We start from the raw sequence: 21,127 nt of genomic DNA, 5'->3' as shown, positions 1-21,127 counted from the left end.
CTCTTCGTCTCCTCAGCGGTAGGCGGTGAGCCGCGCTTCGGCGACCCGGGCCAGCGCGCTGCACGAGACCAGCAGCACGAGATAGAGCAGGGCGACGGCGGTGTAGACCTCCAGCGGCCGGAAGGTTTCGCTGTTCACCATCATCGCCTGATAGAGCAGCTCCCCATAGGCCAGTGTGGAGGCGAGCGCTGTGGTCTTGATCAGTTCGAAGGAGCGTTCGACGAAGGGAGCGACCATGCGCGTCGCCGCCTGCGGCACCACGATGCGCCGCATCAGCTGCGTGTGGGTCATCCCCAGCGCCTTCGCCCCCTCCCACTGGCCGCGCTCGATGGAGCGGATGCCGCCGCGGAACACCTCGGCATAGAAGGCGCCGGACTGGGTGGACAGGGCGAGCACGGCGGCCACCAGCGGATCGAGGCTGATGTTCAGCACCACCGGCAGGGCATAGAAGAACCAGAAGAAATGCACGATGGGCGGCGTGTTCCGGTAGAACTCGACGAAGATCGCCGCCGGTAGGCGCAGAGACCGGCGCGGCGACAGCCGCAGCAGAGCCAGGACCAGCCCGACGAGGACGCCGAAGACGATGGCGATTGCAGCGATCTTCACCGTGTTGAGCAGACCGTCGAGCAGCAGCGGCCATCGCGTCAGGACCGGCGAGAAATCCCATTGGTAGCTCATGCGGCGTCCTTGTGGATGGCCACTTCCGACAAACGGACCGATGCGGAATGGCGGCGGACCGGCATCGCTCCGCCGCCTCGGGCTGTCAGTGCCAGGCTTCCTTGATCAGGCCCGGAATCTTCGAGGCATCGACGTTCTTCGACTTCAGATAGCCGGCAAACAGCTGGTCGGGGACGCCGTCGGCGTAGAGCGTCTTCAGCTGCCCATCCAGCCAGTCGCGGAAGGCCGGGTTCTCCTCCTTGCGCAGGCCGACGCTGGTGGCCACCGGCTCCACCGGTTCGGGCAGGATGACCTTGCCCAGCCGCAGGCGGGTCTGCTGGACGACGAGCGCCGGATGAAACTGGACGGCGACGTCGATGCGCTTGGCGGCGAAGGCGGCGATGGTCTCGTCGTTGTTGGAGAAGCGGTTGATCGCCGCCTGCTTCACCATCGCCGTCACGTTCTTGTCCAGCGAGGTGCCGAGCGTCACGCCGATGCGCAGGCCCGGCTTGTCGATGTCCGTCCAGCTCTTGATGGTGGAATCGCCGGCCACCAGTGCGCCCATGGCATAGTAGAACAGCGGGGCGTCGGGGAAATCGATGGCCTTGCGCCGCTCCTCGGTCGGGTCGAGGACGAACATCAGGTCGATCTGGTCGGCCTGGAGCGCCCCCACCGCGTTGGCCCAGGTCGTCTCCACCGGAACCAGGGTGGCGCCGAGGCTGGCGGCCAGCCGCTGCCCCATCGCCACGCCGACGCCGGTCCAGGTCTCGGTCATCGGATCCTTGAAGAACCAGGGTTCGGCCGAGGTCACGCCGATGCGCAGGCGCTTGCTCTCCTTGACCCTGTCGAGCGTGGAGGGCGAGGCGGCGAATGCCGGCAGAGCCGACAGTCCGACGGTGGCGCCAGCGGCGGCCCCGGCAGCAAGGCCGAGCAGGGTCCTGCGGCCGATTTTTCCCTGGTCGATGGTCATCTCAAAGCCTCCTCTGTCTGTTCGTCGTCTTTTTGTCGGTTCGGTCAGCGGCGGTGCCGTCAGGAGCCTTGGACAGTGCGGGACTCGCGGCCCCGCAGGAAGTCTTCGGTCTGCCGGCCGCCGCGGGCCATGTGGTCGGTGATTTCGGACTTCAGCGCCTCGAAATCGTCGGAGAGCGCCATCGCCACATAGCGGTCGTGGCCATCGCGGCGCGGACCGCGGATGCCGTGCGCCCGGTGGTGCGCCGCCCAATAGAGTTGCAAGCGTCCACGGATGCTGTCCCAGGTCCGGATCAGCAGCTTGTGCCCGGTCGCCTCATAGACGAAGCCGTGCAGTTGCAGCTCAGCGACGATGCTGGCGGCATCGTCCTCGGCGTCGATGCTGGCGGTGAGCGCATCGCGCCGGGCGACGAGGCCCTGGCGGAACGCCTGGTCCCGGCGCGCCCAGATCTGCTCGAAGGCGAAGATCTCCAGAGTGACGCGCATCGAATAGATCTCGCGCACGTCATCGACCGACAGGCCGACGACATGGGTGCCGGTGTAGGGCACGGCGATCAGCAGCCCTTCGTCGATCAACTGCCGCATGGCTTCGCGCAAGGGACCGCGGCTGACCCCGAACTGGTCGGCGAGCGCGGTCTCGACAAGCTGCGCACCGGGCTCGATGTCGCCATTCAGGATCGCGGCCCGCAACCCGTCCGCAATGTGGGCGCGGAAGGTCGCTTTCGGCACGCGTGCCAGGACCGATCCCGCAGCCTTGCCCTTCGCTCCGTCAGCCATGCGCCCTCGCCGTAGACAGTCGATTGTTGACAATGTGAACCGCGATAAAGGACCTGTCAACGGTCATTGCTTCGTAGTCGAAGGACCATGGTGCGGCGACCATGGTCCTCTGCACGGTATCGCCGCCGGTGGCGCGTCAGTAGCCCAGCGCGCACCCGTCCTTCCGGTGGTCGGAGCCGCCCAGCAGGGTTCCGCGCTCCCAGTCGATGGCGATGGCCTGGGCGCCGCCGATGGCCCCGGTGGGCGCCGCCACGGTGAAGCCCCGGCGGGCCAACTCCGCCCCCGCCCTGCTGCGGATGGCCGTCTCCGCCTCCACGGTGAGGGTGCCGGGCAGGGGAAACAGGCGTGGCAGGTCGATGGCGCTCTGGATGTCCAACCCATGGTCGAACAGCTTCGACAGGAAATGGGCATGGCCCATCGCCTGGTAATGCCCGCCCATGACGCCGAAGGTCAGGCTGACGCGCCCGTTTTCGCTGACCATGCCCGGAATGATGGTGTGCATCGGCCGCTTGCGCGGCGCCACCACGTTTGGATGCCCGTCGGCCAGGGAGAAGCTCTGGCCCCGGTTGTGGAACAGCACGCCGGAGCGCGGCGCCATCAGCCCGCTGCCATAGGGATGGAAGATCGAGCTGATGAAGCTGACCGCCGTGCGATCCTTGTCGACCACGGCGATGTAGACGGTGTCCTTGTGCTCGACAGCGTCGAACACCTCACCGATCTCCAGCGCGCGGGCGGTGTCGATGCGGGCGGCCAGTTCGTCGGCCAGCGCATCGGACAGCAGATGCTCCACCATCGACGGTCCGGTCTGCGCCGGATCGGCCAGGAAGGCGTCGCGCGCGGCATAGGCGAGCCGCGTCGCCTCGATCTCCACATGCAGGCTGTCGGGGTCGAGCGGATCGCCGGTGGGGCGGAAGCGCTTCAGGATGTTCAGGATCATCAGGGCGATGATGCCCTGTCCGTTCGGCGGGCATTCATGGATCGTGCGACCGCGATAGTCGGCCCGGATCGGCGTCACATACTCGCCCCTGGCCCCGGCGAAATCCTCCAGGCTGTGGAAGCCGCCCGCCGCCCGCAGGCACTCCACCATGTCCTCGGCGACGGCACCGCGATAGAAGGCGTCCGGTCCCTCGCGCCCGATGGCCTCCAGCGTGTCGGCCAGCAGCGGCTGGGTCTGGACGGTGCCGGCGGCGGGAGCCTCTCCGTCCACCAGGAAGGTGGCCGCCGCCGGCGGGCTCTGGCGCAGCAGATCGGTTTGCTTGGCGAGGTCGTGCGACACCCGCGGCGTGATCGCGTAGCCTTCGCGCGCCATGGCGATGGCCGGGGCGAAGATCTCGCTCAGGGGCAGGCGGCCATGGTCGGCGACCAGCCGCGTCCAGGCATCCACCGCACCCGGCACCGTGACCGCGTGGGGGGAGTGGCGGTCGATGGCGGTGACGCCTGTCGCCCGCAGGCGCTCCAGCGTCATCGCTGCCGGGGTGCGGCCGGAGCCGTTGTAGGCGTGGATGTCGGCCCCGCCCTGCGGAGCGACCATGGCGAAGCAGTCGCCGCCGATCCCGGTCGAGCCGGCTTCGACCACGCTCTGGACCGCGCAGGCCGCCACCGCTGCATCGATTGCCGTGCCGCCGGCCTTGAGGATTTCGACCGCCGTCAGGGTTGCCGCCGGGTGGGAGGTGGCGGCCATGCCGTTGCGCCCCATGGCGAGCGACCGGCCCGGTTCTTCGAAGTTGCGCATGGTCTCCGTCGACTCCCCGATGTTGGCTTTTTGCGGTGAAGGGCCGGATGCGCGGGCATCCTCCACCGTTCTGCCGATATGGTATACCAAATCCCATCATAGCGAGGAGATCTGACGGGGCATCAGCGGCTGGCGATCTCCTCCCGCGTCAGGGTCATGAACAGATCGACCACCGGCGTCCTGGCCCGGTCGCCATGGACGGCGATCTGGAACGGCGAGTGATAGGAGAGCACCCGTGGCAACAGGGCGCGCAGCCGTCCGGCCTGGACGAAGGGGGCGGCGTAATGGTCGGGCAGATAGCCGAGATAGCGGCCGGACAGGATCAGCCGGGCGGCACCCTCCATGTCGCCGACGGTCGCATGCGGGGCGCTGATGGCGAAGATCTTGATGTCGCGCGCCCCCCAATAGCTGCGGGCGACCAAGCGGTGCCGGCGCACCTCGTCGAGATCGACCATGTCGTCCGGACGGTCGAACAGCGGATGGCCGGCCCCGCAATAGAACAGGTTGGTTTCCGTGTAGAGGTCGATGTAGGAGAGGCCGGGCACGATCCGCGGAAAACTGGCGATGGCGAGGTGCAACTCGCCGCCGACCACGTCGCGCAGCAGTTCGTTGGGCGGCCGGGTGGCGATGGCGAGGTTGACCTCGGGGGCGGCGTCGGCGAAGCGGGTGATCACGCGCTCCAGCGGGAAATTGGCGTCGGTCAGCGTGTTGTCCACCAGCCCGATGCTGAGGGTTCCGGTCAGGCGGTCGCGCAGTCCCCGCACGCGGGCGCCGAAGCGGTCCAGCGTGTCGAACACCCGCCGCAGCTCGTCATAGACCGCCTGCCCCTCCTCCGTCAGCTTGAAGCCGGAGCGGCCGCGCCGGCACAGCCGCACTCCCAGCCGCCCTTCCAGTTCGGCGAAATGGGTTGAGATGGTGGAAAGCGACAGGTTCAGTTCGCCTTGCGCCGCAGTAAAGCCGCCGGCCTCGACCACCGTCATGAACAGGCGAAAGAGCCGCAGATCGGCGGTCTCGATGGTCATCCGGCTCATGGTGTCGGAAGTGCTCCGGCCTGGATGGGGTCTGGGCCGGACTTACTTCGGCTCCTGTCGAAGTAAGATACAAAAAATTCCGGATGTGTGGGAACGCAAAGTCGCCGTCTACTTCCGTCATGCACTTCCATCGGGGCTGACCAACGACGAGAGGGAGACACGCTATGACGATCGGCGCGGGACTGGGCAGGGGATTGGGCAGGCGGGCGGTGCTGGCGGGAGCGGGCGTGGCGGCCGCAGCTGCGGCGGTGGGGGCGGTGGGGTTTCCCTCCATCGTCCGGGCCCAATCGAAGTCGCTGAAGGTCGGGGTGTATGGCGGCTATTTCAAGGACAGCTTCGACAAGCACATCTTCCCGGACTTCACCAAGGCGACCGGCATCGCGGTGGAGGCGGTGGCCGAACCTACGGGCGAGGCGTGGCTGATCCAGCTTGAACAGGCGGCCCGCGCGAAGCAGGCTCCGGCCGACGTGTCGATGATGTCCCAGGTGGCGATGCTGAAGGGCATGGCCGCCGAACTGTGGGCGCCGCTCGATCCCGCCAGGCTGCCGAACGCCGCCAAGGTCAAGCCGGCGCTGATGAACAAGTATCCCGACGGCCGGCTGTCCGGCATCGGTGCGGTGTCCTGGTACATCACCTTGGTGACCAACACCAAGAGCTACCCCCAGCCTCCGGAAAGCTGGGCGGCGCTGTGGGACCCGGCCAACAAGGACAAGCTCGGCCTGCTGGCGCTGGTCTCCAACTCCTTCCTGCTGGATGTGACCGCCGCCACCTTCTTCGGCGGCCCCAAGCATCTCGACAGCGAACAGGGCCAGTTGGAGTGCTTCAAGAAGCTGGCCGAGCTGAAGAACAATGTGAAGCTTTGGTACCGCGACGAGGCGCAGTTCGAGGCGGCGCTGAAGTCCGGCGAGGTCCCGATGGGGCAGTATTACCACGACGTCACCGGACTTGCCGCCGCCGACGGCCATCCGGTGCGCTCCACCTTCCCCAAGGAGGGCGGCATCCTCGATTCCGGCAGCTGGGCGGTGTCCAAGGCGTCCAAGGCCGGCGATCTGGCTCACGTCTTCATCGACTATATGTGCCAGCCGCAAATCCAGGCGCTGCTGTCGCGCAAGGTCGGCACCTCGCCGACCATCGACCGGTCGGCCACCGACCTGACGGACAAGGAGTTCGCCGCGGTCTCCTCCGATCTGGCGCCCATCGTTCCGCGCTACGACCTCTATGTGTCGAAGGCCGACTGGCTGAACCAGAAATGGACGGAAATGATCGTGGGCTGACCCGCGAGTGCCCTTCCTCCCCCCGAGTGCGGTCGCTTCAGACGGACTCGTCTGAAGCGTGAATCGCACGGAAATCCAGAAGGCCGGGGGAAGGACTCCGTCTTTTCCGAACGATCCGAAGGCCCGCCATGTCCGCCCTCGTTCTCGACGGTCTCACCAAGCGTTACGGCAGCTTCACCGCGGTGCATGGGGCCAGCCTGCGCATCCCGCACGGTCAGTTCATCTGCCTGCTGGGGCCCTCCGGCTGCGGCAAGACCACGCTGTTGCGGATGATCGCCGGGTTGGAGGAACCCTCCGGCGGTCAGCTGCTGATCGACGACCGCGACATCACCGCGACCCCCGCACACAAGCGGGATTTCGGCATGGTGTTCCAGTCGCTGGCCCTGTTTCCCCATCTCAGCGCCGGGGAGAACATCGCCTATCCCCTGCGCATCCGCGGCGTTCCCGCCGACGAGCGCCGCCGTAGGGCGGACAGCCTGCTGGAACTGGTGCGCCTGCCCGGCATGGCTGACCGGCCGGTGTCGCGGCTGTCGGGCGGTCAGCGCCAGCGCGTCGCCATCGCCCGCGCCCTGGCGCTGGAACCGAAGCTGTTCCTGCTCGACGAACCGCTGTCGGCGCTCGACGCCAAGCTGCGCGAGGCGATGCAGATCGAGCTGAAGCAGCTTCAGCGGCGGCTGGGCATCACCACCATCGTCGTCACCCACGACCAGCGGGAGGCGATGACCATGGCCGATCTGGTGGTGGTGATGTCGGAGGGCCGGATCCGTCAGGCCGCCCCGCCGATGGAAGTCTATCGCCAGCCTGCCGACGCCTTCGTCGCCGACTTCATCGGCATGACCAACCTGCTGGAAGGCGAGGTGACGGCCCCCGGCCGCGCCAGCGTGCCGGGGGGCGAACTGGTCCTCGCCGGACTGCCGCCGCATGGCCGCGCCCTGCTGTCGGTCAGGCCGGAGGAGGTGCTGCTGCATCCGGCGACCGCGCCCAATGGAGCAAACCGGCTGGCCGGGACCCTGTCCTTCGTCCGCGATCTCGGCGCCAGCGTCGAGTTCCGCATCGATGTCGCCGGGCGGGAGATCGTAGCGCTGACCCGGCCGCAGGACCGCCCGGCGGTCGAACCGGGCGCCGCCGTCATCGTCGAGATTCCGGCCGAGGCCTGCGTCGTGCTGCCGCCGGAGGGCAAAACTGCCGGGGAGCGGTCGTCATGATCCGCCGCGCCCCCCGCAGCCTGGGCGAACATGCGCCGATCCTGTTTCCTGCGCTGATGCTGGTCGTCTTCTTCGTCATTCCCTTCGGCCTGATGATCGCGGTCAGCGTCGCCCGCCGGATTCCCGGCGGCTTCTACGAGCCCGATCTGGTGCTCGCCAATTACGAACGGTTTCTCAGCGCCTTCTTCGGCGGCGTTCTGTCCTTCTCGCTGGAGTTGGCGGCGCTGGTGGCGGTGGTGGCTGTCGGCATCGGCTTCCCCTTCACCTATCGGCTGGCGCGGCTGCCGCGGGCGGCCCAGGTGCGCTGGCTGGTCTTCCTGCTGTCGATCCTGTCGCTGTCGGAGGTGATCATCGGCTTCGCCTGGTCGACCCTGCTGTCGCGCACCGCCGGCATCACCAACCTGCTGGTGGCGGTCGGGCTGATGGCGGAGCCGCAATCGCTGTCGCCCAGCTTCGGCGCGCTGCTGGCCGGCATGGTCTATCAGGCCTTCCCCTACACCGTGCTGGTGCTCTATCCGGCGCTGGCCCGGCTCGACCCGGCGCTGGTGGAGGCGTCGCGGACGCTGGGGGCCTCGCCGCTCAAGGCCTTCTTCACCGTGGTGGTGCCGGCCCAGCGCAACACCATCGTCGCAACCCTGATCATGGCCTTCGTCTTCGCGCTGGGCAGCTACCTGCTGCCGCAGCTTCTGGGACGGCCGCAGCACTGGACCCTGTCGGTGCTGATTACCGATCAGGCGATCTACCAGTCCAACATGCCGTTCGCGGCGGCGATGGCGGTCTTCCTGGTGCTGATCAGCCTGGCGCTGGTCGGGCTGTCCCTGCTGTTCGGACGCAAGGAGGAGGCGTGATGCTGCGCTGGCTCAACAGCCTGATGGCCGGCCTGATCGGCCTCGTCCTGGCGGCGCCGATCCTGGTGGTAGCGGGGGTATCACTCAACGCCAAACGCTCGCTCGACTTCCCGCCCAAGGGTCTGTCGCTGGCATGGTATGCCGAGATCTTCACCGATCCCGGCTGGCGCGGGGCGCTGATCGCCAGCCTCGTGGTGGCGGCGTCGTCGGCGGCGCTGGCGGTCGCCATCGCCTTTCCGCTGGCGTGGTTCATCTGGCGCTGGCGGGCGCCCTGGGCGCGGGCGTTCGAGGTGCTGGGCATGGCCCCCTTCATCCTGCCGCCGGTCATCACCGCGCTGGGGTTCCTCAGCTTCTGGTCCACTTTCGGACAGTATGGCGAGCCGTGGACGGTGGTGGTCAGCCACGCCGTCTTCTTTGTCACCCTGCCGCTGGTCACGCTGTCGCTGGGCTTCGGCGCGGTGGACCGCAGCTTTGTCGAGGCCGCCTCGACCATGGGGGCCGACGACCGCACCGTGCTGCGGACGGTGGTGATGCCGCTGGTGCGGCCATACATGATTTCCGGCTTCGCCTTCGCCTTCGTGCTGTCGCTCAACGAATACATCGTCGCCTACATGGTCGCCGGCTTCACGCTGGAAACGCTGCCGATCAAGATCTTCAACGCCCTGCGCTACGGCTACACGCCGACCATGGCCGCCGTCACCGTGCTGTTCGTGCTGCTGACCGCGGCCGTCTTCGGGCTGATCGCCCGCTTCGGCGACCTGCCGCGCCTGCTGGGCGCCTGGATACGGCAGGACTGACTGGGCCGACTGACCTTCTGACAGGAGACCTTTCGAAATGATCGATCCGGACAAGCTCAACCGTCTGCGCGAGAAATACAGCGGCAGCGGCGGTGCCGACATCCACTCTCCCGAGTTCCAGCGTGTCGCGGCCCTGCAATTCTCCGCCGGGGGGCGGCGGACCCAGCCCTTCGCCGGTGTCTCCACCCTGCTCGACGCGCCATACCGTCCCGACGCGCCCGAACTGCCCGATTTCGGCGGGCTGGAGGTTGCGCTGATCGGCGTGCCGATGGATCTGGGGGTGACCAACCGCGCCGGTGCCCGCTTCGGTCCGCGGGCGGTGCGGACCATCGAGCGGATCGGTCCTTACGAATATGTGCTGAAGATGGTGCCGGCGGCGGCCTGCCGGATGGCCGATGTCGGCGATGTGCCGCTGTCCAGCCGCTTCAGCCTGGAGGCCTGCCACCACGACATCGAGAGCTTCTACAACAAGGTGAGGGATGCCGGGGTGATCCCGCTGTCCGTCGGCGGCGACCATTCGATCAGCCAGTCGATCCTGAAGGCGGTGGGACGGGACCGGCCGGTCGGCATGATCCATTTCGATGCCCATTGCGACACCGGCGGCCCCTACGAAGGGTCCAAGTTCCACCATGGCGGCCCCTTCCGCCAGGCGGTGCTGGACGGCGTGCTCGATCCGGAGCGCACGGTGCAGATCGGCATCCGCGGCAGCACCGAGTTCCTCTGGGAGTTCTCCTACGAGTCCGGCATGACGGTGATCCATGCCGAGGAGGTGGCGCAGCGCGGCATTCCCGCGGTGATCGAGCAGGCCCGCCGGGTGGTCGGCGACGGGCCGGTCTATGTCTCCTTCGATGTGGACTGCCTCGATCCGGTGTTCGCGCCGGGCACCGGCACGCCGGAGGTCGGCGGGCTGAGCACGCGGGAGGCCATCGAGCTTCTGCGCGGTCTGGCTGGGCTCGACGTCATCGGCGGCGATGTGGTGGAGGTGGCGCCGCAGTATGACGCCAACACCACCACGGCCCAGGCCGGTGCGCAGATGCTGTTCGAGATCCTGTGCCTTGCCGTCAAGGCGTTGGAGCAGCGGCGGGGCTGAGGCCGGCAGCCGAAGGTGCGCGTGTAGCGGGCGAAGGCGGTTTCCGCCTTGCTCCGCTAACCCTGGAGGTCAGACCGCGGCGATGTGCCGCCGGCCGAGGGCCTGGACTTCGGCCGTACGAGGGCGGACCATCTCCCTACCCGGTTGCGAACATTCGGGATCGGTCGCCGCCGCGCCTTCACCGCGGGCGCAGCCCGGCCGGGCATCCTTGCGGACTGTCGCCGCCGGGACGGGCCATGGCCTCCGCCGCCCGCCCGCGGCGCGGAGGAGAGCACATGTCTATGGACAAGGAAGTGGTCATCGCGGCGCTGCGTTATGCGGCGGAACTGCATGACGGCACCTATCGGCCCGACCGGGCGCGCACGCCCTTCGTCTCGCATCTGTCGGAAACGGCGGAACTCGTGGCGCAGGCCGGCGGCACGCCCGCCGAGATCGCCGCGGCCTGGCTGCACGACGCGGTCGAGGATGGGCTGACCAACGTCGCCGATCTGGCCCGACGATTCGGGCAGGAGGTCGCCGACCTCGTCGCCGCGGTCAGCGACGCGCCAGAGGATGTCGGCAAGGCGATTGCCGAGCGCAAGGCGATCCAGGCCGCCCGCCTCGCCGCCGCACCCGAAGGGGCCAAGCGCATCAAGCTTGCCGAGCAGATTTCAATCCTGCAGGCGCTGGCGGTCGAACGCCCGCTGTCCTGGAGCGTCGAGCGGGCCGACGCCTATGTCCAGGGCTCCCGCCTCGTGGCGGAGGCCTGTGCCGCCGCCAGCCCGCTGCTGGCCGAACGCTATGCCGCGGCGCTGGCCGGGGCGACGCATTGAGCGCGGCGATGTCAGAGGGCTGACGACCGCCAGAGCCAGACCAGACCGGCGACCGCACCCGCCGCCAGAAGCACCAGCACCAGGATGATGGCGAAGGCGGTGCGCCGGTCCTTCGCCTCGCGCTGCTCGGCCTCGCGCCGCTTCTTCAGCAGAAATTGCTGTTCCGGGCTGAGGAAGCGGCCGGCGGCGGCATCCGGCGTGGGCACGTAGCGCACCCGGCCGCGGCCCTTGGCCGCCATGCCCGCGGTCGCCGCGGTCCCCCTGATGGCCGTCGTCAAACCACCCTGGGACGGCCGTCCGGTGTTGACCGGCTCCCCTGCCGACCCGCGAACCGCGGTCGCCTGCCGGCCCTTACGCTTGCGCGGCAGTTTTCGCCGTCTGGTCGTCATGCCCCTCTCCCCCGCTCTCAAATCCGTCTCCGCGGCCGGGAGCATAGCCGCCCGCCCCGTCCGGCGCAGCCAATCACAAGATGATCTCCGGAAAGTCACATAGCCCATGCGGATGGGGGCATGCCAACTGGAAATCCATGGGCCGGAATCCATCGGGGGGCCGATCCGTTCCTCTGCGGCGAACCGGCGCACACCCGAACGGTTTGTAGAACTGACGTGGATACTAGTATATTACATTGCGGGCCCGCCGACGTTTCGGGTGGGCGTGACTGCAATCGAATGGGAGGGTCACCATGCTCAAGAAGACTGCGTTCAAATCCGGCCACATCCGCTCGCGCCGCACTCTGCTCGCCGCTGCCGCTGCCGGACTGGCGATGCCCGCCGCCATCGCACCGCTGGGCGGCGCCCTTGCCGCCGATGACGACCAGCAGGCGGTGGCGAAGGCGGTGAACGGGCTTCGCGACGCCATGCTGGCGGGCGACGGTGCCACGCTGCGGGCGATGACGATGGACCAGCTGACCTACGGCCATTCGAACAGCCGGCTGGAGGACAAGGCCGCCTTCGTCGGCAGCCTCGACGGCAAGAACGCCTTCAAGGCGCTGGACCTCAGCGACCATGCGATCCAGGTGGTCGGCGACATCGCGGTTGCCCGCCACACCTTCGATTCGGTCAACAACCTGCCGGACGGCAAGACCAACACCGCCCACATCAAGGTGCTGCAGGTCTGGAAGAAGGTCGACGGAGCCTGGAAGCTGCTCGCCCGCCAGGCCTCGCCGCTTCCGGCCGCCTGACCGCCCGACCACCTGATCGCCGCTTCTGCCGCCTCCCAACCGCAAAGGTGGGGAGGCGGCAGGGCATCGGTCACCAGGCCGGCAGGATCGCGCCCTTGAACCGGGTCTCCAGGAAGTCGCGGACCTCCTTGGACTGGAAGGAATCGACCAGCGTCTTCAGGGTGGGACGGTCCTTGTCCTTCTCCCGCGCGGCGATGAAGTTGCCGTAGGGGTTGCCTTCGCGCGGCTCCTGGATCAGCGCGTCCTTCGACGGGGTCAGGCCGGAATTCACCGCATAGTCGGTGTTGATGATCGCCGCGTCGAAGTCTTCCAAGGCGCGCGGCAACTGCGCCGCCTCCAGTTCCACCAGCTTGAGCGCCTTCGGATTCTCGGCGATGTCGAGGATGCTCGGCGACAGGCCCTTGCCGGGCGCCAGCTTGATCAGGCCGTTGGCCGCCAGCAGGTTGAGCGCACGGCCGCCGTTGCTGGGGTCGTTCGGAATGCCGATGCTGGAACCGGGCTTCAGATCGCCGACGGATTTTATCTTGCGGGAATAGAGCCCCATCGGCTCGACGATGGTGAAGCCGATGGGCACGATCTTATAGCCGCGCGCGGCGATCTGGGCCTCAAGATAGGGCTTGTGCTGGAAGGCGTTGGCGTCGAGGTCGCCGGCATCCAGCGCCGCGTTGGGGATGTTGTAGTCGGAGAAGGTGATCAGTTCGACGGTCAGACCCTTGCCGGCCGCCACCGTTTTCGCCACCTCGGCGATTTCCTCCTCCGCACCGCCCATGACGCCGAGCTTCACGGTCTCGGCCGCGGCTTCGGCGATCTGGGCGGCGATCTGGGCGGCGAAGAGGGCCAGCGCAATGCCGCCGGCCAGTCCGGCCCGGCGCAGCCATGACGTTGTTTTGCCTTGCATGTCGAATCCTTGATCTTTGGCTCGGCGGCCCCCGGTCGTTGACGGGGTGCCGAGAGGCTGCCAGATAGCCTGACCGGCCGGCGCCTAGCGCATGCAATTTCCGACGATCTGGTAGCACAGCGTGGGATCGCGCCTGTCGTTGTAGCGCACCGCGGTGACCCGCCCACCATGCAGTTCGAAGGTCGCTTCGCAACTGTAGGTCCGGGACCAGGTCGTCACGTCGGGTTGCCACAGCAGCGGTCCGCGCGGGCCGAGCCAGGGGCTGGGCTCCCAATCCACGTCGCGGTCGACCAGGGTCTGCCGGCGCGTGTAGACCAGATATTCCGCATCGCCGTTGACGGCGGAGCGTTCCGGCACGCCGGCGCAGGACAGCAGGCTGCCCTTGTTCATCCCCACCATCGCCTCGGGCGCTCGCAACGCCAGTTCGGCCTGCGGGTTGGCGCAGGAGGCGGACAGCAGGGTGGCCGCGGCGAGAAGCCCGCCGCGCCATACCAACATCATTCGCTGACGGCCGATGGTCATGTCCGATCCTCCGCGGCGATGCGCAACCGTTTGGGACAGTCTTTCACATAACGCGTCTCGCCCGATGACAACAGCGCTCAGCCCAGAACGGTGTCGTACAGCAGCTTCAGGTTCAGAACGACGATCAGGCCGGCGACGATCCAGGACAGCGCGGCGACCCAGCCGGGCACGACGAAGCGCCCCATCTTGCCGCGGTCGGTGACGAAGCGGACCAGCGGGATGACCGCGAAGGGGAGCTGCATCGACAGCACGACCTGGCTGAACACCAGCAGCTGGGCCGTGCCGCTTTCGCCGTAGAGCGCCGTTACCACCACCACCGGGATGATGGCGAGGCCGCGGGTCAGCAGCCGGCGCATCCAGTGCGGCAGCCGCAGCCGCAGGAACCCTTCCATCACGATCTGCCCGGCCAGCGTCGCCGTGACGGTGGAATTGAGGCCCGACGCCAGCAGCGCCACCGCGAACAGGGTCGAGGCGATGCCCAGCCCGAGCAGGGGCGACAGCAGTTCGAACGCTTCGCCGATCTCCGCCACCTCGGTATGGCCGCTGCCATGGAAGACGCTGGCCGCCAGGATCAGGATCGCCGCATTGACGAACAGGGCCAGCATCAGCGCGATGGTGCTGTCGACGGTGGCCCAGGTGATGGCGTCGCGCCGCCCCTCGTCCGTGCGCGGATAGGCCCGCGTCTGCACGATGGAGGAGTGGAGGTAGAGATTGTGCGGCATCACCGTCGCCCCCAGGATGCCGATGGCGACATAGAGCATGCCGGGGTTGGTCACCACCTGCGTCGTCGGCACGAAGCCATGCAGCACGGCGGCCACCGGCGGGGCTGCGGCGATGATCTGCACCAGAAAGCAGCCGGCGATGACCGTCAGCAGGGCCACCACGAAAGCCTCCAGATAGCGGAAACCCCGCTGCATCAGCAGAAGCACCAGAAAGGCATCGAGCGCCGTGATCAGCGCACCGCCGATCAGCGGGATGCCGAACAGCAGGTTCAGCGCGATGGCGGTGCCGATGACCTCGGCAAGGTCGCAGGCGATGATCGCCGCCTCGCACGCCACCCACAGCATCAAATTGATCGGGCGCGGGTAGTGGTCGCGGCAGGCCTGCGCCAGATCGCGCCCGGTGACGATGCCCAGCCGGGCCGACAGCGATTGCAGCAGGATCGCCATCAGGTTCGACAGCATGATGACCGACAGCAGCGTATAGCCGAACTGCGACCCGCCGGCGAGGTCGGTCGCCCAGTTGCCGGGGTCCATATAGCCGACCGACACCATGTAGCCCGGCCCGGCGAAGGCCAGCAGCCGGCGCAGCCACAGGCCGCCCTGCGGCACCGCGATGGAGGCATGGACCTCCGGCAGGCTCGGCCGGACTTCCCCGTCCGGGCTGGAATATCTCCAGGCCCGTTGTGGCGGCAGGGCGGCTTCGGCTTCCGACATCGGCGTGACTCCCGGCCAAGATGCGAACTGGTATCAATCAAGTATGTACCGGGACAATGAGTATGCAAGGTGCTATACTTTCAGCATCCGAACATTTTTCCGGGCGGGTGGGGCGTGACTGACAGCGATGCGGACCTTCCCGATGCCGAACTCCATGCCGAGGGTTTCCGCAAGACGCGGGAGGCCCAGCGGACCGCCCTGGCCGAGGATTACGTGGAGCTGATCGCCGACCTGATCGAAAGCGGGCAGGAGGCCCGGCAGGTCGACATCGCCGCAAGGCTGGGGGTGGCGCAGCCAACAGTCGCCCGCATGCTGGACCGGCTTGCGGCCGACGGGCTGGTCTATCGCAAGCCCTATCGGGCGGTGTTCCTGACCGATGCCGGCCGGCGGATCGCCGAGGAAAGCCGGGAGCGGCACCGGACGGTGGTGGCCTTCCTCCGCTCCCTCGGCGTCAGCGCCGACACGGCGCGCATCGATGCCGAAGGCATCGAACACCATGTCAGCGCCGAGACGCTGGACGCCTTCCGCCGCGCGCTGGCCCAGGGCGGCTGACGCTCTTCAGTCGGCGAGACCGTTGTCGATGGCGATGCGGATCAGGGCGCGGGCACTGTCGGCGCCCAGCTTGTCCTTGATCTGGGTGCAGCTGTTGGCCACCGTCTTCTGGCTTATCCCCAGCCGCTCCGCGATGGCCGCCGCGGTCATGCCGCGTCCGACCAGGGCCAGGATCTCCCGCTCCCGCTGGGTCAGGACGGCCAGCGGATCGGACGGCGGCGACAGGCTCATCAGCGCCAGTTCGCGGGCAAGCCCGCTGTCCAAATGGATGCGCCCGGCCAGAACCGTGCCGATGGCGGAGGCCAGGCTGTCCGGCGCGTCGTTCTTGGTGACATAGCCGCGGGCACCGGCCTTCAGCGCGCGGGCGGCGATGGCCGGATCCTCGTGCATGCTGAAAATCAGGACGGGCACCGCCGGGTTTTCCTCGCGGATGGTGCGCAGCACGGCCATGCCGCCGCCGTCGCCCGGAATATTGAGGTCGAGGACGACGACGTCCGGCCGCTCCGCCCGCCACAGCTCCAGCGCGCTGCCGACATCCTCCGCCTCCACCACGCGGCCGAGCGCCGCTTCGGCCAGCAGGCGCTGGCAGCCGGCCCGGACGATCGGATGGTCGTCGACCAGAAGAATGGTGTGGGTCACGCCATGCGCTCCAATGCTGACGGCGAGGCGGGCGACAGGGCAGTCCGCGGCAGGCGGGCCGACACACGGGTACCGCCGCCGGCCGCGGTTCCGATCGACAGGCTGCCGCCCAGAGTGTGCACCCGTTCCGCCATGCCGGGAATCCCGAAGCCGTTCCTTGCCGGTTCGTCGCCATCCGGCAGGCCGGGTCCGTCATCGGCAACGACGATCTCCACCGCCTGCGGATCGATGCTCAGATTGACGGCGACAGCCGACGGTTTGGCATGGCGAAAGGCGTTGAGCAACGATTCCTGCACCAGCCGGTAGACGGTCAGCCGCAGCACGTCGTCGCAGCCGTCCAACTCCGCCAGCGCCGCGGCCGGCTCGATGGCGAGGGTCAAGGCGACATCGGGCTGGCGCCGCATCCAGTCGTCGGCCAGTTCGGTCAGCGCCTCGCTCAGCGGCAACTGGTCCAGCAGGGCGGGGCGCAGGCGGGCCAGGAGGCGGCGGCTCAGCCGGTGGACCTCCGCCGCGGTGTCTAGGATCTTGCCGGCGCGTTCGGCCGCTTCACTGGTAGCGTCCCCATCGTTTCCAACGTCCTGCAGGCGCAGGATACGGCCGGCATCGACCTTGATCGCGAAGAGGGCGGCGCCGAGTTCGTCGTGGATTTCGCGGGCGACCTCCCGCCTTTCGGCATCCTGCGCCGCGACGATGCGCTGGCCGGCCCGCCGGTTCTCCGCCTCCGCCGCTGCCAGCCCATGGGCCAGCGCGGCGATTCCGGTCCCCAGCCGGTCGAGTTCGGGAACGCCGCGGCCATCGAAGGAAAAGGCGTAATTGCCGGCGCGCAGCCTTTCCACCCCGGCTTCCAGCCGCGACAGCGGAACCAGGGCACGTCCGACCGCCAGATAGGCGGCTCCCATCAGCAGCAGCCCGACCGTCAGCGTTGCGGCGGCGAGATCGGTCATGTCTTCCCAGACCTCGGCGATCTCGTCCCAGGGCTCGGCAACGATGCGCAGCTTGCCCGCCGCCAACATCCGTTCCTGCAAATCCACGCCGATCAGCGCGGCGAACCAGTCCGGTGCGCGCCGTTCCGCCGGTTCCGGCCGCGGCAGGCCGTCGGCCCCGATGAAGCGCAGATGACGCAGCCCCAGCCCGTTCAGCATGGCGATGCCGCCGGGGATGTCACCGCGCTCCGCCACCGCGAGACTCAGCGCGCCGCCCAATTCCAGGGCAGAGGCCATTTCCGCGCGGACGGCGTCGCGGGCATTGGCGACCATCACCGCCCCGCCGGCGGTTGCCATCAGCAGAAGGAAAAGCCCGATCAAGGCCAGGATGCGCATCCTCAGCGACACCAGCGTCCACTCCGAAATACGACCATCGACGGAATGCTAAACCATCCATCTGTTTGGGCGCCATCCGCCCTTCGCACAATCGAGCCACAGTGCGGATGCCGATCCTGGCCGTGTACGGCACCGAACGGGAAAAAATCCCGGCTGATCCGGGATGTCATCATGGGATCGGGTCAAGAAATTCTTCCCCGGATTGTCGAATGGAACCATGGCTCCGCCCGGGAGACTATTGGAGCCGGCAAGACATGGTGCTGTGCGCCGGGCGGGATGCACAGACCGGCCTGAAAAGGGCCCTGCCATTCAGAAAGCAACGGCTTTCTGGCGCGACATCGTCACGCTCGGCTCATCCCGGTACCGGGGGCGGCATCGCCTCCCGCCGCCCGCAGGAACGGGATCGAACCGGCGTGACGCCATCGCCGGCACGGCTTCGCAAGGCCGTGTCCGTAACCGCCGCTTCGCGGCCAATCATCGGGGGAAACGCATGACACTTTCGTCCTACAGCACGATTGCGGCCGTCACCGGCGGCAAGCCGCGACACCGCTTCCGCGGGACCCATCTGGCCGGGATCGCGGCCGTGGCCGCCACGCTGTTCCTGGCTGCGGCGCCTGCCGGTCCGGCGCTGGCCTCCGACGTCACCTGGGATGCCATTGCCAACGATGCGAAGAATCCCGGCGACGTGCTGATGTACGGGATGGGGGTGGAAGGCAAGCGTTTCAGCACCCTGAAGCAGATCAACACCGAAAGCGTGTCGCGTCTGGTCCCCGCCTGGTCCTTCTCCTTCGGCGACGAGAAGCAGCGCGGGCAGGAAACCCAGGCGCTGGTCCATGATGGGGTGATCTACGTCACCGGCTCCTACTCGCGGATGTTCGCGCTGGACGCCAAGACCGGCAAGCGGCTGTGGAGCTATTCCCACCGGCTGCCCGACGACATCCGGCCCTGCTGCGACGTGGTCAACCGCGGTGCCGCGATCTATGGCGACAAGGTGTTCTTCGGCACGCTCGACGCGTCCGTCGTCGCGCTGAACAAGGACACCGGCAAGGTCGTCTGGAAGAAGAAGTTCGCCGATCACAAGGTCGGCTACACCATGACCGGCGCGCCGACCATCGTGAAGGACCAGAAGACCGGCAAGGTTCTGCTGATCCACGGGTCGTCGGGCGACGAGTTCGGCGTGGTCGGACGGCTGTTCGCCCGCGATCCAGACACCGGCGACGAGATCTGGATGCGTCCGCTGGTCGAGGGCCATATGGGCCGGCTGAACGGCAAGGACAGCACGCCGACCGGCAGCGACAAGGCCCCCTCCTGGCCGCGAGACAAGGACGGCAATCTGGTGGAGGCGTGGAACCACGGCGGCGGCGCGCCCTGGCAGAGCGCCACCTTCGACGTGGAGACCAACACCATCGTCATCGGCACCGGCAACCCGGCACCCTGGAACGGCTGGGCGCGCTGGCCGGGCGACAGCCTCTACACCTCCGGTCAGGCTTATGTCGACCCGACCACCGGCGAACTGAAGGGCTTCTACCAGCACACGCCGAACGACACCTGGGACTTCTCCGGCAACAACGAGCTGGTGCTGTTCGACTACACCGACGCGTCGGGCAAGACGGTGAAGGCGACGGCCCATGCCGACCGCAACGGCTTCTTCTACGTCACCGACCGGACCAAGCTGGCGACGGCCGGCGGCGAGGCGAACAAGCCCAACAGCGTGCTGGCGGCCTATCCCTTCGTCGACGGCATCACCTGGGCCAAGGGCATCGACCTGAAGACCGGCCGTCCGATCGAGAATGAGGGCCAGCGTCCGCCGCTGCCGGCCGAAGGCGAGAAGCGCGGCAAGCCGGTCGAGGTGTCGCCGCCGTTCCTGGGCGGCAAGAACTGGAACCCGATGTCCTACAGCGAGGACACCAAGCTGTTCTACATCGCCGCCAACCATTGGAAGGAGGATTACTGGACCGAGCATGTCGGCTACAACCCCGGCTCGGCCTATCTCGGCATGGGGTTCCGCATCCACAAGATGTTCGACGACCATGTCGGCAGCCTGCGGGCGCTGGATCCGAAGACCGGCAAGATCGTCTGGGAGCATAAGGAGGAACTGCCGCTGTGGGCCGGCACGCTGGCGACCGCCGGCAATCTGGTCTTCACCGGCACCGGCGACGGCTTCGTCAAGGCTTTCGACGCCAAGTCCGGACAGGAGCTGTGGCACTTCCAGACCGGGTCGGGGATCGTCTCCTCCCCGATCACCTGGGAGCAGGACGGGGTGCAGTATGTCGGCATCACCACCGGCTATGGCGGCGCGGTGCCGCTGTGGGGCGGCGATCTGGCCGACCTGACCACCCGCGTGACCCAGGGCGGTTCCTTCTGGGTGTTCAAGCTGGCCGACGTGAAGGTCTCCAGCAGCAAGTGACCGGCTCCGCGAAACCGGAGCATGGAGCGCCGGGGCGGTCGCCGCCCCGGTCCTTTTCATCGGAGGCATCATCATGACGTCGCACAGCAAGGCCGTGCTGCCGAGAAAACTCTGCCGGATCCTGGCTCTGAACGCCCTGGCCGTCTGTCTCGCAGCGCCGGTTCCCGCCGTCCTGGCGGCGGAGATGGAGACGGCGGCGATTCCGGCGGCTGTCGAGGAGGCCGGACAGCCGGTCGGCGGCGGCGAGGAGGAGCGGGCGAGCGTCGTCAACGGATGCACGCTCGGTCCCCGCATCGTCTGCCCCAACCTGGATCTGCGGCATCGCAATCTGCGCGGGCTGTCGCTGGCCGGGGCCGATCTGCATGGGGCCAACCTGATGCGGGCCGACCTGCGCAAGGCGGACCTGCGCGGCGCCGACCTGACCGGCGCCATTCTGGACGGCGCCGACCTGCGTACCGCCTTTCTTCAGGGAGCGCGCCTGTCCGGTGCGCGGTTGCGGGGCGCCAATCTGGAATTCGCCCGTGCCACCGGTGCAGACTTCACCGGCAGCGACCTGACCGCCGCCAATCTGGAGGCGATCCGCGCCGACAAGATCAATCTTGCCGGCGCCAGCCTGGAGGGGGCCAACCTTCAGGAAGCGAAGATGGCCCTGTCCAACCTGTCCGGTGCGAACATGGACGGAGCCAAGCTGCGCTTCGCCATCTTCCAGGACGCACTGATGACCGGCTGCCGGTCCTGCCCGACCGGCTGGTGACGGTGCGGCGGGACCGTCAGCAGCGCTTGCCGTGTTTGGGTCCCGCCGCCTCGCAGCCGCAGCAACCGCCGGAGCAGCCGCCCGCCTGCGAGGGGACCGGCCTCCCGGCCAGCCGGCGCAGCCGGTTGCGCAAGGGGGTGGGCAGCAGGATGGTCCAGGCCACCCAGGCGAAGGCGGCGGCGACGATCAGGCCGACAAGGATGGTTTCGGGAAGACTTTCCATCATGG

Annotated in this window: 22 protein-coding genes; 10 read left to right on the top strand and 12 right to left on the bottom strand. The window is 68.0% G+C overall.

Going from position 1 to position 21,127, the window contains the following annotated elements; translation table 11 throughout:
- Positions 1-12 precede the first annotated feature (12 nt).
- The 5 genes from ABNQ40_RS02640 to ABNQ40_RS02620 form a co-directional block, all read right to left on the bottom strand.
- Positions 13-678: an amino acid ABC transporter permease gene (locus ABNQ40_RS02640; RefSeq protein WP_109050905.1), complete on the bottom strand. Its 666-nt coding sequence runs from the start codon at positions 676-678 to the stop codon at positions 13-15.
- Between the two features lie 85 nt (positions 679-763).
- Positions 764-1,627 carry a transporter substrate-binding domain-containing protein gene (locus ABNQ40_RS02635; RefSeq protein WP_109050904.1) on the bottom strand — a complete coding sequence of 288 codons (864 nt, stop codon included), beginning with the start codon at positions 1,625-1,627 and terminating at the stop codon, positions 764-766.
- A 59-nt stretch (positions 1,628-1,686) separates the two neighbouring features.
- Positions 1,687-2,403 carry a GntR family transcriptional regulator gene (locus ABNQ40_RS02630; protein ID WP_109050903.1) on the bottom strand — a complete coding sequence of 239 codons (717 nt, stop codon included), beginning with the start codon at positions 2,401-2,403 and terminating at the stop codon, positions 1,687-1,689.
- Positions 2,404-2,539: 136 nt separating this feature from the next.
- The gene (locus tag ABNQ40_RS02625; RefSeq protein ID WP_109050902.1) at positions 2,540-4,135 is read right to left on the bottom strand and encodes a gamma-glutamyltransferase family protein; all 1,596 of its coding nucleotides are present in this window, start codon (positions 4,133-4,135) and stop codon (positions 2,540-2,542) included.
- Positions 4,136-4,257: 122 nt separating this feature from the next.
- Positions 4,258-5,166 (bottom strand): LysR family transcriptional regulator, encoded by a 909-nt coding sequence (locus tag ABNQ40_RS02620; RefSeq protein WP_109050901.1) that lies wholly within the window; start codon positions 5,164-5,166, stop codon positions 4,258-4,260.
- Positions 5,167-5,330: 164 nt separating this feature from the next.
- Here ABNQ40_RS02620 and ABNQ40_RS02615 point away from each other — a divergent pair, with 164 nt between their 5' ends.
- The 6 genes from ABNQ40_RS02615 to ABNQ40_RS02590 all read left to right on the top strand — a co-directional run bounded on the left by ABNQ40_RS02615 (position 5,331) and on the right by ABNQ40_RS02590 (position 11,192).
- Positions 5,331-6,440 (top strand): PotD/PotF family extracellular solute-binding protein, encoded by a 1,110-nt coding sequence (locus tag ABNQ40_RS02615; protein WP_109050900.1) that lies wholly within the window; start codon positions 5,331-5,333, stop codon positions 6,438-6,440.
- A 128-nt stretch (positions 6,441-6,568) separates the two neighbouring features.
- Positions 6,569-7,645: an ABC transporter ATP-binding protein gene (locus ABNQ40_RS02610; RefSeq protein ID WP_391345463.1), complete on the top strand. Its 1,077-nt coding sequence runs from the start codon at positions 6,569-6,571 to the stop codon at positions 7,643-7,645.
- Positions 7,642-8,493: an ABC transporter permease gene (locus tag ABNQ40_RS02605; protein WP_109050898.1), complete on the top strand. Its 852-nt coding sequence runs from the start codon at positions 7,642-7,644 to the stop codon at positions 8,491-8,493. The genes ABNQ40_RS02610 and ABNQ40_RS02605 overlap by 4 nt, the downstream gene beginning before the upstream one ends.
- A complete protein-coding gene (locus ABNQ40_RS02600) occupies positions 8,493-9,290 on the top strand; it encodes an ABC transporter permease (RefSeq protein ID WP_109050897.1) in 798 nt (265 codons plus the stop codon). The genes ABNQ40_RS02605 and ABNQ40_RS02600 overlap by 1 nt, the downstream gene beginning before the upstream one ends.
- A 37-nt stretch (positions 9,291-9,327) precedes the next feature.
- Positions 9,328-10,380: an agmatinase gene (speB, locus tag ABNQ40_RS02595; protein WP_109050896.1), complete on the top strand. Its 1,053-nt coding sequence runs from the start codon at positions 9,328-9,330 to the stop codon at positions 10,378-10,380.
- A gap of 275 nt (positions 10,381-10,655) precedes the next feature.
- Entirely contained in the window at positions 10,656-11,192 is a 537-nt protein-coding gene (locus ABNQ40_RS02590; protein WP_109050895.1) for an HD domain-containing protein, read from the top strand.
- Between the two features lie 11 nt (positions 11,193-11,203).
- Here the strand turns inward: ABNQ40_RS02590 and ABNQ40_RS02585 are convergent, their stop codons facing one another.
- Positions 11,204-11,581, bottom strand: coding sequence for a hypothetical protein (locus ABNQ40_RS02585; RefSeq protein ID WP_109050894.1), 378 nt, complete (start codon positions 11,579-11,581; stop codon positions 11,204-11,206).
- A 293-nt stretch (positions 11,582-11,874) separates the two neighbouring features.
- Between ABNQ40_RS02585 and ABNQ40_RS02580 the strand changes: the two genes are divergently transcribed.
- Positions 11,875-12,372 carry a nuclear transport factor 2 family protein gene (locus ABNQ40_RS02580; protein WP_247879918.1) on the top strand — a complete coding sequence of 166 codons (498 nt, stop codon included), beginning with the start codon at positions 11,875-11,877 and terminating at the stop codon, positions 12,370-12,372.
- A 70-nt stretch (positions 12,373-12,442) separates the two neighbouring features.
- Here ABNQ40_RS02580 and ABNQ40_RS02575 read toward each other — a convergent pair whose 3' ends face one another.
- From ABNQ40_RS02575 to ABNQ40_RS02565, 3 genes are all read right to left on the bottom strand, one after another.
- Positions 12,443-13,270, bottom strand: coding sequence for a MetQ/NlpA family ABC transporter substrate-binding protein (locus ABNQ40_RS02575; protein WP_109050893.1), 828 nt, complete (start codon positions 13,268-13,270; stop codon positions 12,443-12,445).
- 84 nt (positions 13,271-13,354) lie between these two features.
- The gene (locus ABNQ40_RS02570) at positions 13,355-13,792 is read right to left on the bottom strand and encodes a hypothetical protein (RefSeq protein WP_391345460.1); all 438 of its coding nucleotides are present in this window, start codon (positions 13,790-13,792) and stop codon (positions 13,355-13,357) included.
- Positions 13,793-13,869: 77 nt separating this feature from the next.
- The gene (locus ABNQ40_RS02565; RefSeq protein WP_109050891.1) at positions 13,870-15,228 is read right to left on the bottom strand and encodes an Nramp family divalent metal transporter; all 1,359 of its coding nucleotides are present in this window, start codon (positions 15,226-15,228) and stop codon (positions 13,870-13,872) included.
- A 114-nt stretch (positions 15,229-15,342) separates the two neighbouring features.
- Between ABNQ40_RS02565 and mntR the strand changes: the two genes are divergently transcribed.
- The gene (gene mntR, locus ABNQ40_RS02560; RefSeq protein ID WP_109050890.1) at positions 15,343-15,780 is read left to right on the top strand and encodes a manganese-binding transcriptional regulator MntR; all 438 of its coding nucleotides are present in this window, start codon (positions 15,343-15,345) and stop codon (positions 15,778-15,780) included.
- A 6-nt stretch (positions 15,781-15,786) separates the two neighbouring features.
- Here mntR and ABNQ40_RS02555 read toward each other — a convergent pair whose 3' ends face one another.
- Together ABNQ40_RS02555 and ABNQ40_RS02550 are read right to left on the bottom strand one after the other, a co-directional pair.
- Positions 15,787-16,419, bottom strand: a complete 633-nt coding sequence (locus tag ABNQ40_RS02555; RefSeq protein ID WP_109050889.1) for a response regulator transcription factor — start codon at positions 16,417-16,419, stop codon at positions 15,787-15,789.
- Entirely contained in the window at positions 16,416-17,750 is a 1,335-nt protein-coding gene (locus ABNQ40_RS02550) for an ATP-binding protein (RefSeq protein WP_247879917.1), read from the bottom strand. The genes ABNQ40_RS02555 and ABNQ40_RS02550 overlap by 4 nt, the downstream gene beginning before the upstream one ends.
- Positions 17,751-18,228: 478 nt before the next feature.
- On the opposite strand from ABNQ40_RS02550, the gene ABNQ40_RS02545 reads away from it, so the two are divergent.
- Positions 18,229-20,145 (top strand): methanol/ethanol family PQQ-dependent dehydrogenase, encoded by a 1,917-nt coding sequence (locus ABNQ40_RS02545; protein ID WP_109050888.1) that lies wholly within the window; start codon positions 18,229-18,231, stop codon positions 20,143-20,145.
- Between the two features lie 73 nt (positions 20,146-20,218).
- On the top strand, positions 20,219-20,899 hold the full coding sequence (locus tag ABNQ40_RS02540; RefSeq protein ID WP_109050887.1) for a pentapeptide repeat-containing protein: 681 nt from the start codon (positions 20,219-20,221) through the stop codon (positions 20,897-20,899).
- 16 nt (positions 20,900-20,915) lie between these two features.
- Here the strand turns inward: ABNQ40_RS02540 and ABNQ40_RS02535 are convergent, their stop codons facing one another.
- Positions 20,916-21,125, bottom strand: a complete 210-nt coding sequence (locus tag ABNQ40_RS02535) for a hypothetical protein (RefSeq protein ID WP_247879916.1) — start codon at positions 21,123-21,125, stop codon at positions 20,916-20,918.
- Between the last annotated feature and the right edge of the window lie 2 nt (positions 21,126-21,127).

The sequence above is a fragment of the Azospirillum sp. A23 genome, assembly GCF_042938965.1.
Lineage (GTDB): Bacteria > Pseudomonadota > Alphaproteobacteria > Azospirillales > Azospirillaceae > Azospirillum > Azospirillum melinis.
This window is presented reverse-complemented; position numbering and strand designations above follow the sequence as displayed.

Excerpts from the sequence above, each read along its gene's own strand:
- ABNQ40_RS02570 (WP_391345460.1), bottom strand. The coding sequence starts at position 13,792 with ATGACCATCGGCCGTCAGCGAATGATGTTGGTATGGCGCGGCGGGCTT.
- ABNQ40_RS02630 (WP_109050903.1), bottom strand. The coding sequence starts at position 2,403 with ATGGCTGACGGAGCGAAGGGCAAGGCTGCGGGATCGGTCCTGGCACGC.
- ABNQ40_RS02620 (WP_109050901.1), bottom strand. The coding sequence starts at position 5,166 with ATGAGCCGGATGACCATCGAGACCGCCGATCTGCGGCTCTTTCGCCTG.
- ABNQ40_RS02610 (WP_391345463.1), top strand. The coding sequence starts at position 6,569 with ATGTCCGCCCTCGTTCTCGACGGTCTCACCAAGCGTTACGGCAGCTTC.
- ABNQ40_RS02580 (WP_247879918.1), top strand. The coding sequence starts at position 11,875 with ATGCTCAAGAAGACTGCGTTCAAATCCGGCCACATCCGCTCGCGCCGC.
- ABNQ40_RS02605 (WP_109050898.1), top strand. The coding sequence starts at position 7,642 with ATGATCCGCCGCGCCCCCCGCAGCCTGGGCGAACATGCGCCGATCCTG.
- speB (WP_109050896.1), top strand. The coding sequence starts at position 9,328 with ATGATCGATCCGGACAAGCTCAACCGTCTGCGCGAGAAATACAGCGGC.
- ABNQ40_RS02615 (WP_109050900.1), top strand. The coding sequence starts at position 5,331 with ATGACGATCGGCGCGGGACTGGGCAGGGGATTGGGCAGGCGGGCGGTG.
- ABNQ40_RS02640 (WP_109050905.1), bottom strand. The coding sequence starts at position 678 with ATGAGCTACCAATGGGATTTCTCGCCGGTCCTGACGCGATGGCCGCTG.
- ABNQ40_RS02575 (WP_109050893.1), bottom strand. The coding sequence starts at position 13,270 with ATGCAAGGCAAAACAACGTCATGGCTGCGCCGGGCCGGACTGGCCGGC.
- ABNQ40_RS02565 (WP_109050891.1), bottom strand. The coding sequence starts at position 15,228 with ATGTCGGAAGCCGAAGCCGCCCTGCCGCCACAACGGGCCTGGAGATAT.
- ABNQ40_RS02590 (WP_109050895.1), top strand. The coding sequence starts at position 10,656 with ATGTCTATGGACAAGGAAGTGGTCATCGCGGCGCTGCGTTATGCGGCG.
- ABNQ40_RS02540 (WP_109050887.1), top strand. The coding sequence starts at position 20,219 with ATGACGTCGCACAGCAAGGCCGTGCTGCCGAGAAAACTCTGCCGGATC.
- ABNQ40_RS02625 (WP_109050902.1), bottom strand. The coding sequence starts at position 4,135 with ATGCGCAACTTCGAAGAACCGGGCCGGTCGCTCGCCATGGGGCGCAAC.
- ABNQ40_RS02535 (WP_247879916.1), bottom strand. The coding sequence starts at position 21,125 with ATGATGGAAAGTCTTCCCGAAACCATCCTTGTCGGCCTGATCGTCGCC.
- ABNQ40_RS02600 (WP_109050897.1), top strand. The coding sequence starts at position 8,493 with ATGCTGCGCTGGCTCAACAGCCTGATGGCCGGCCTGATCGGCCTCGTC.
- ABNQ40_RS02635 (WP_109050904.1), bottom strand. The coding sequence starts at position 1,627 with ATGACCATCGACCAGGGAAAAATCGGCCGCAGGACCCTGCTCGGCCTT.
- ABNQ40_RS02585 (WP_109050894.1), bottom strand. The coding sequence starts at position 11,581 with ATGACGACCAGACGGCGAAAACTGCCGCGCAAGCGTAAGGGCCGGCAG.
- ABNQ40_RS02545 (WP_109050888.1), top strand. The coding sequence starts at position 18,229 with ATGACACTTTCGTCCTACAGCACGATTGCGGCCGTCACCGGCGGCAAG.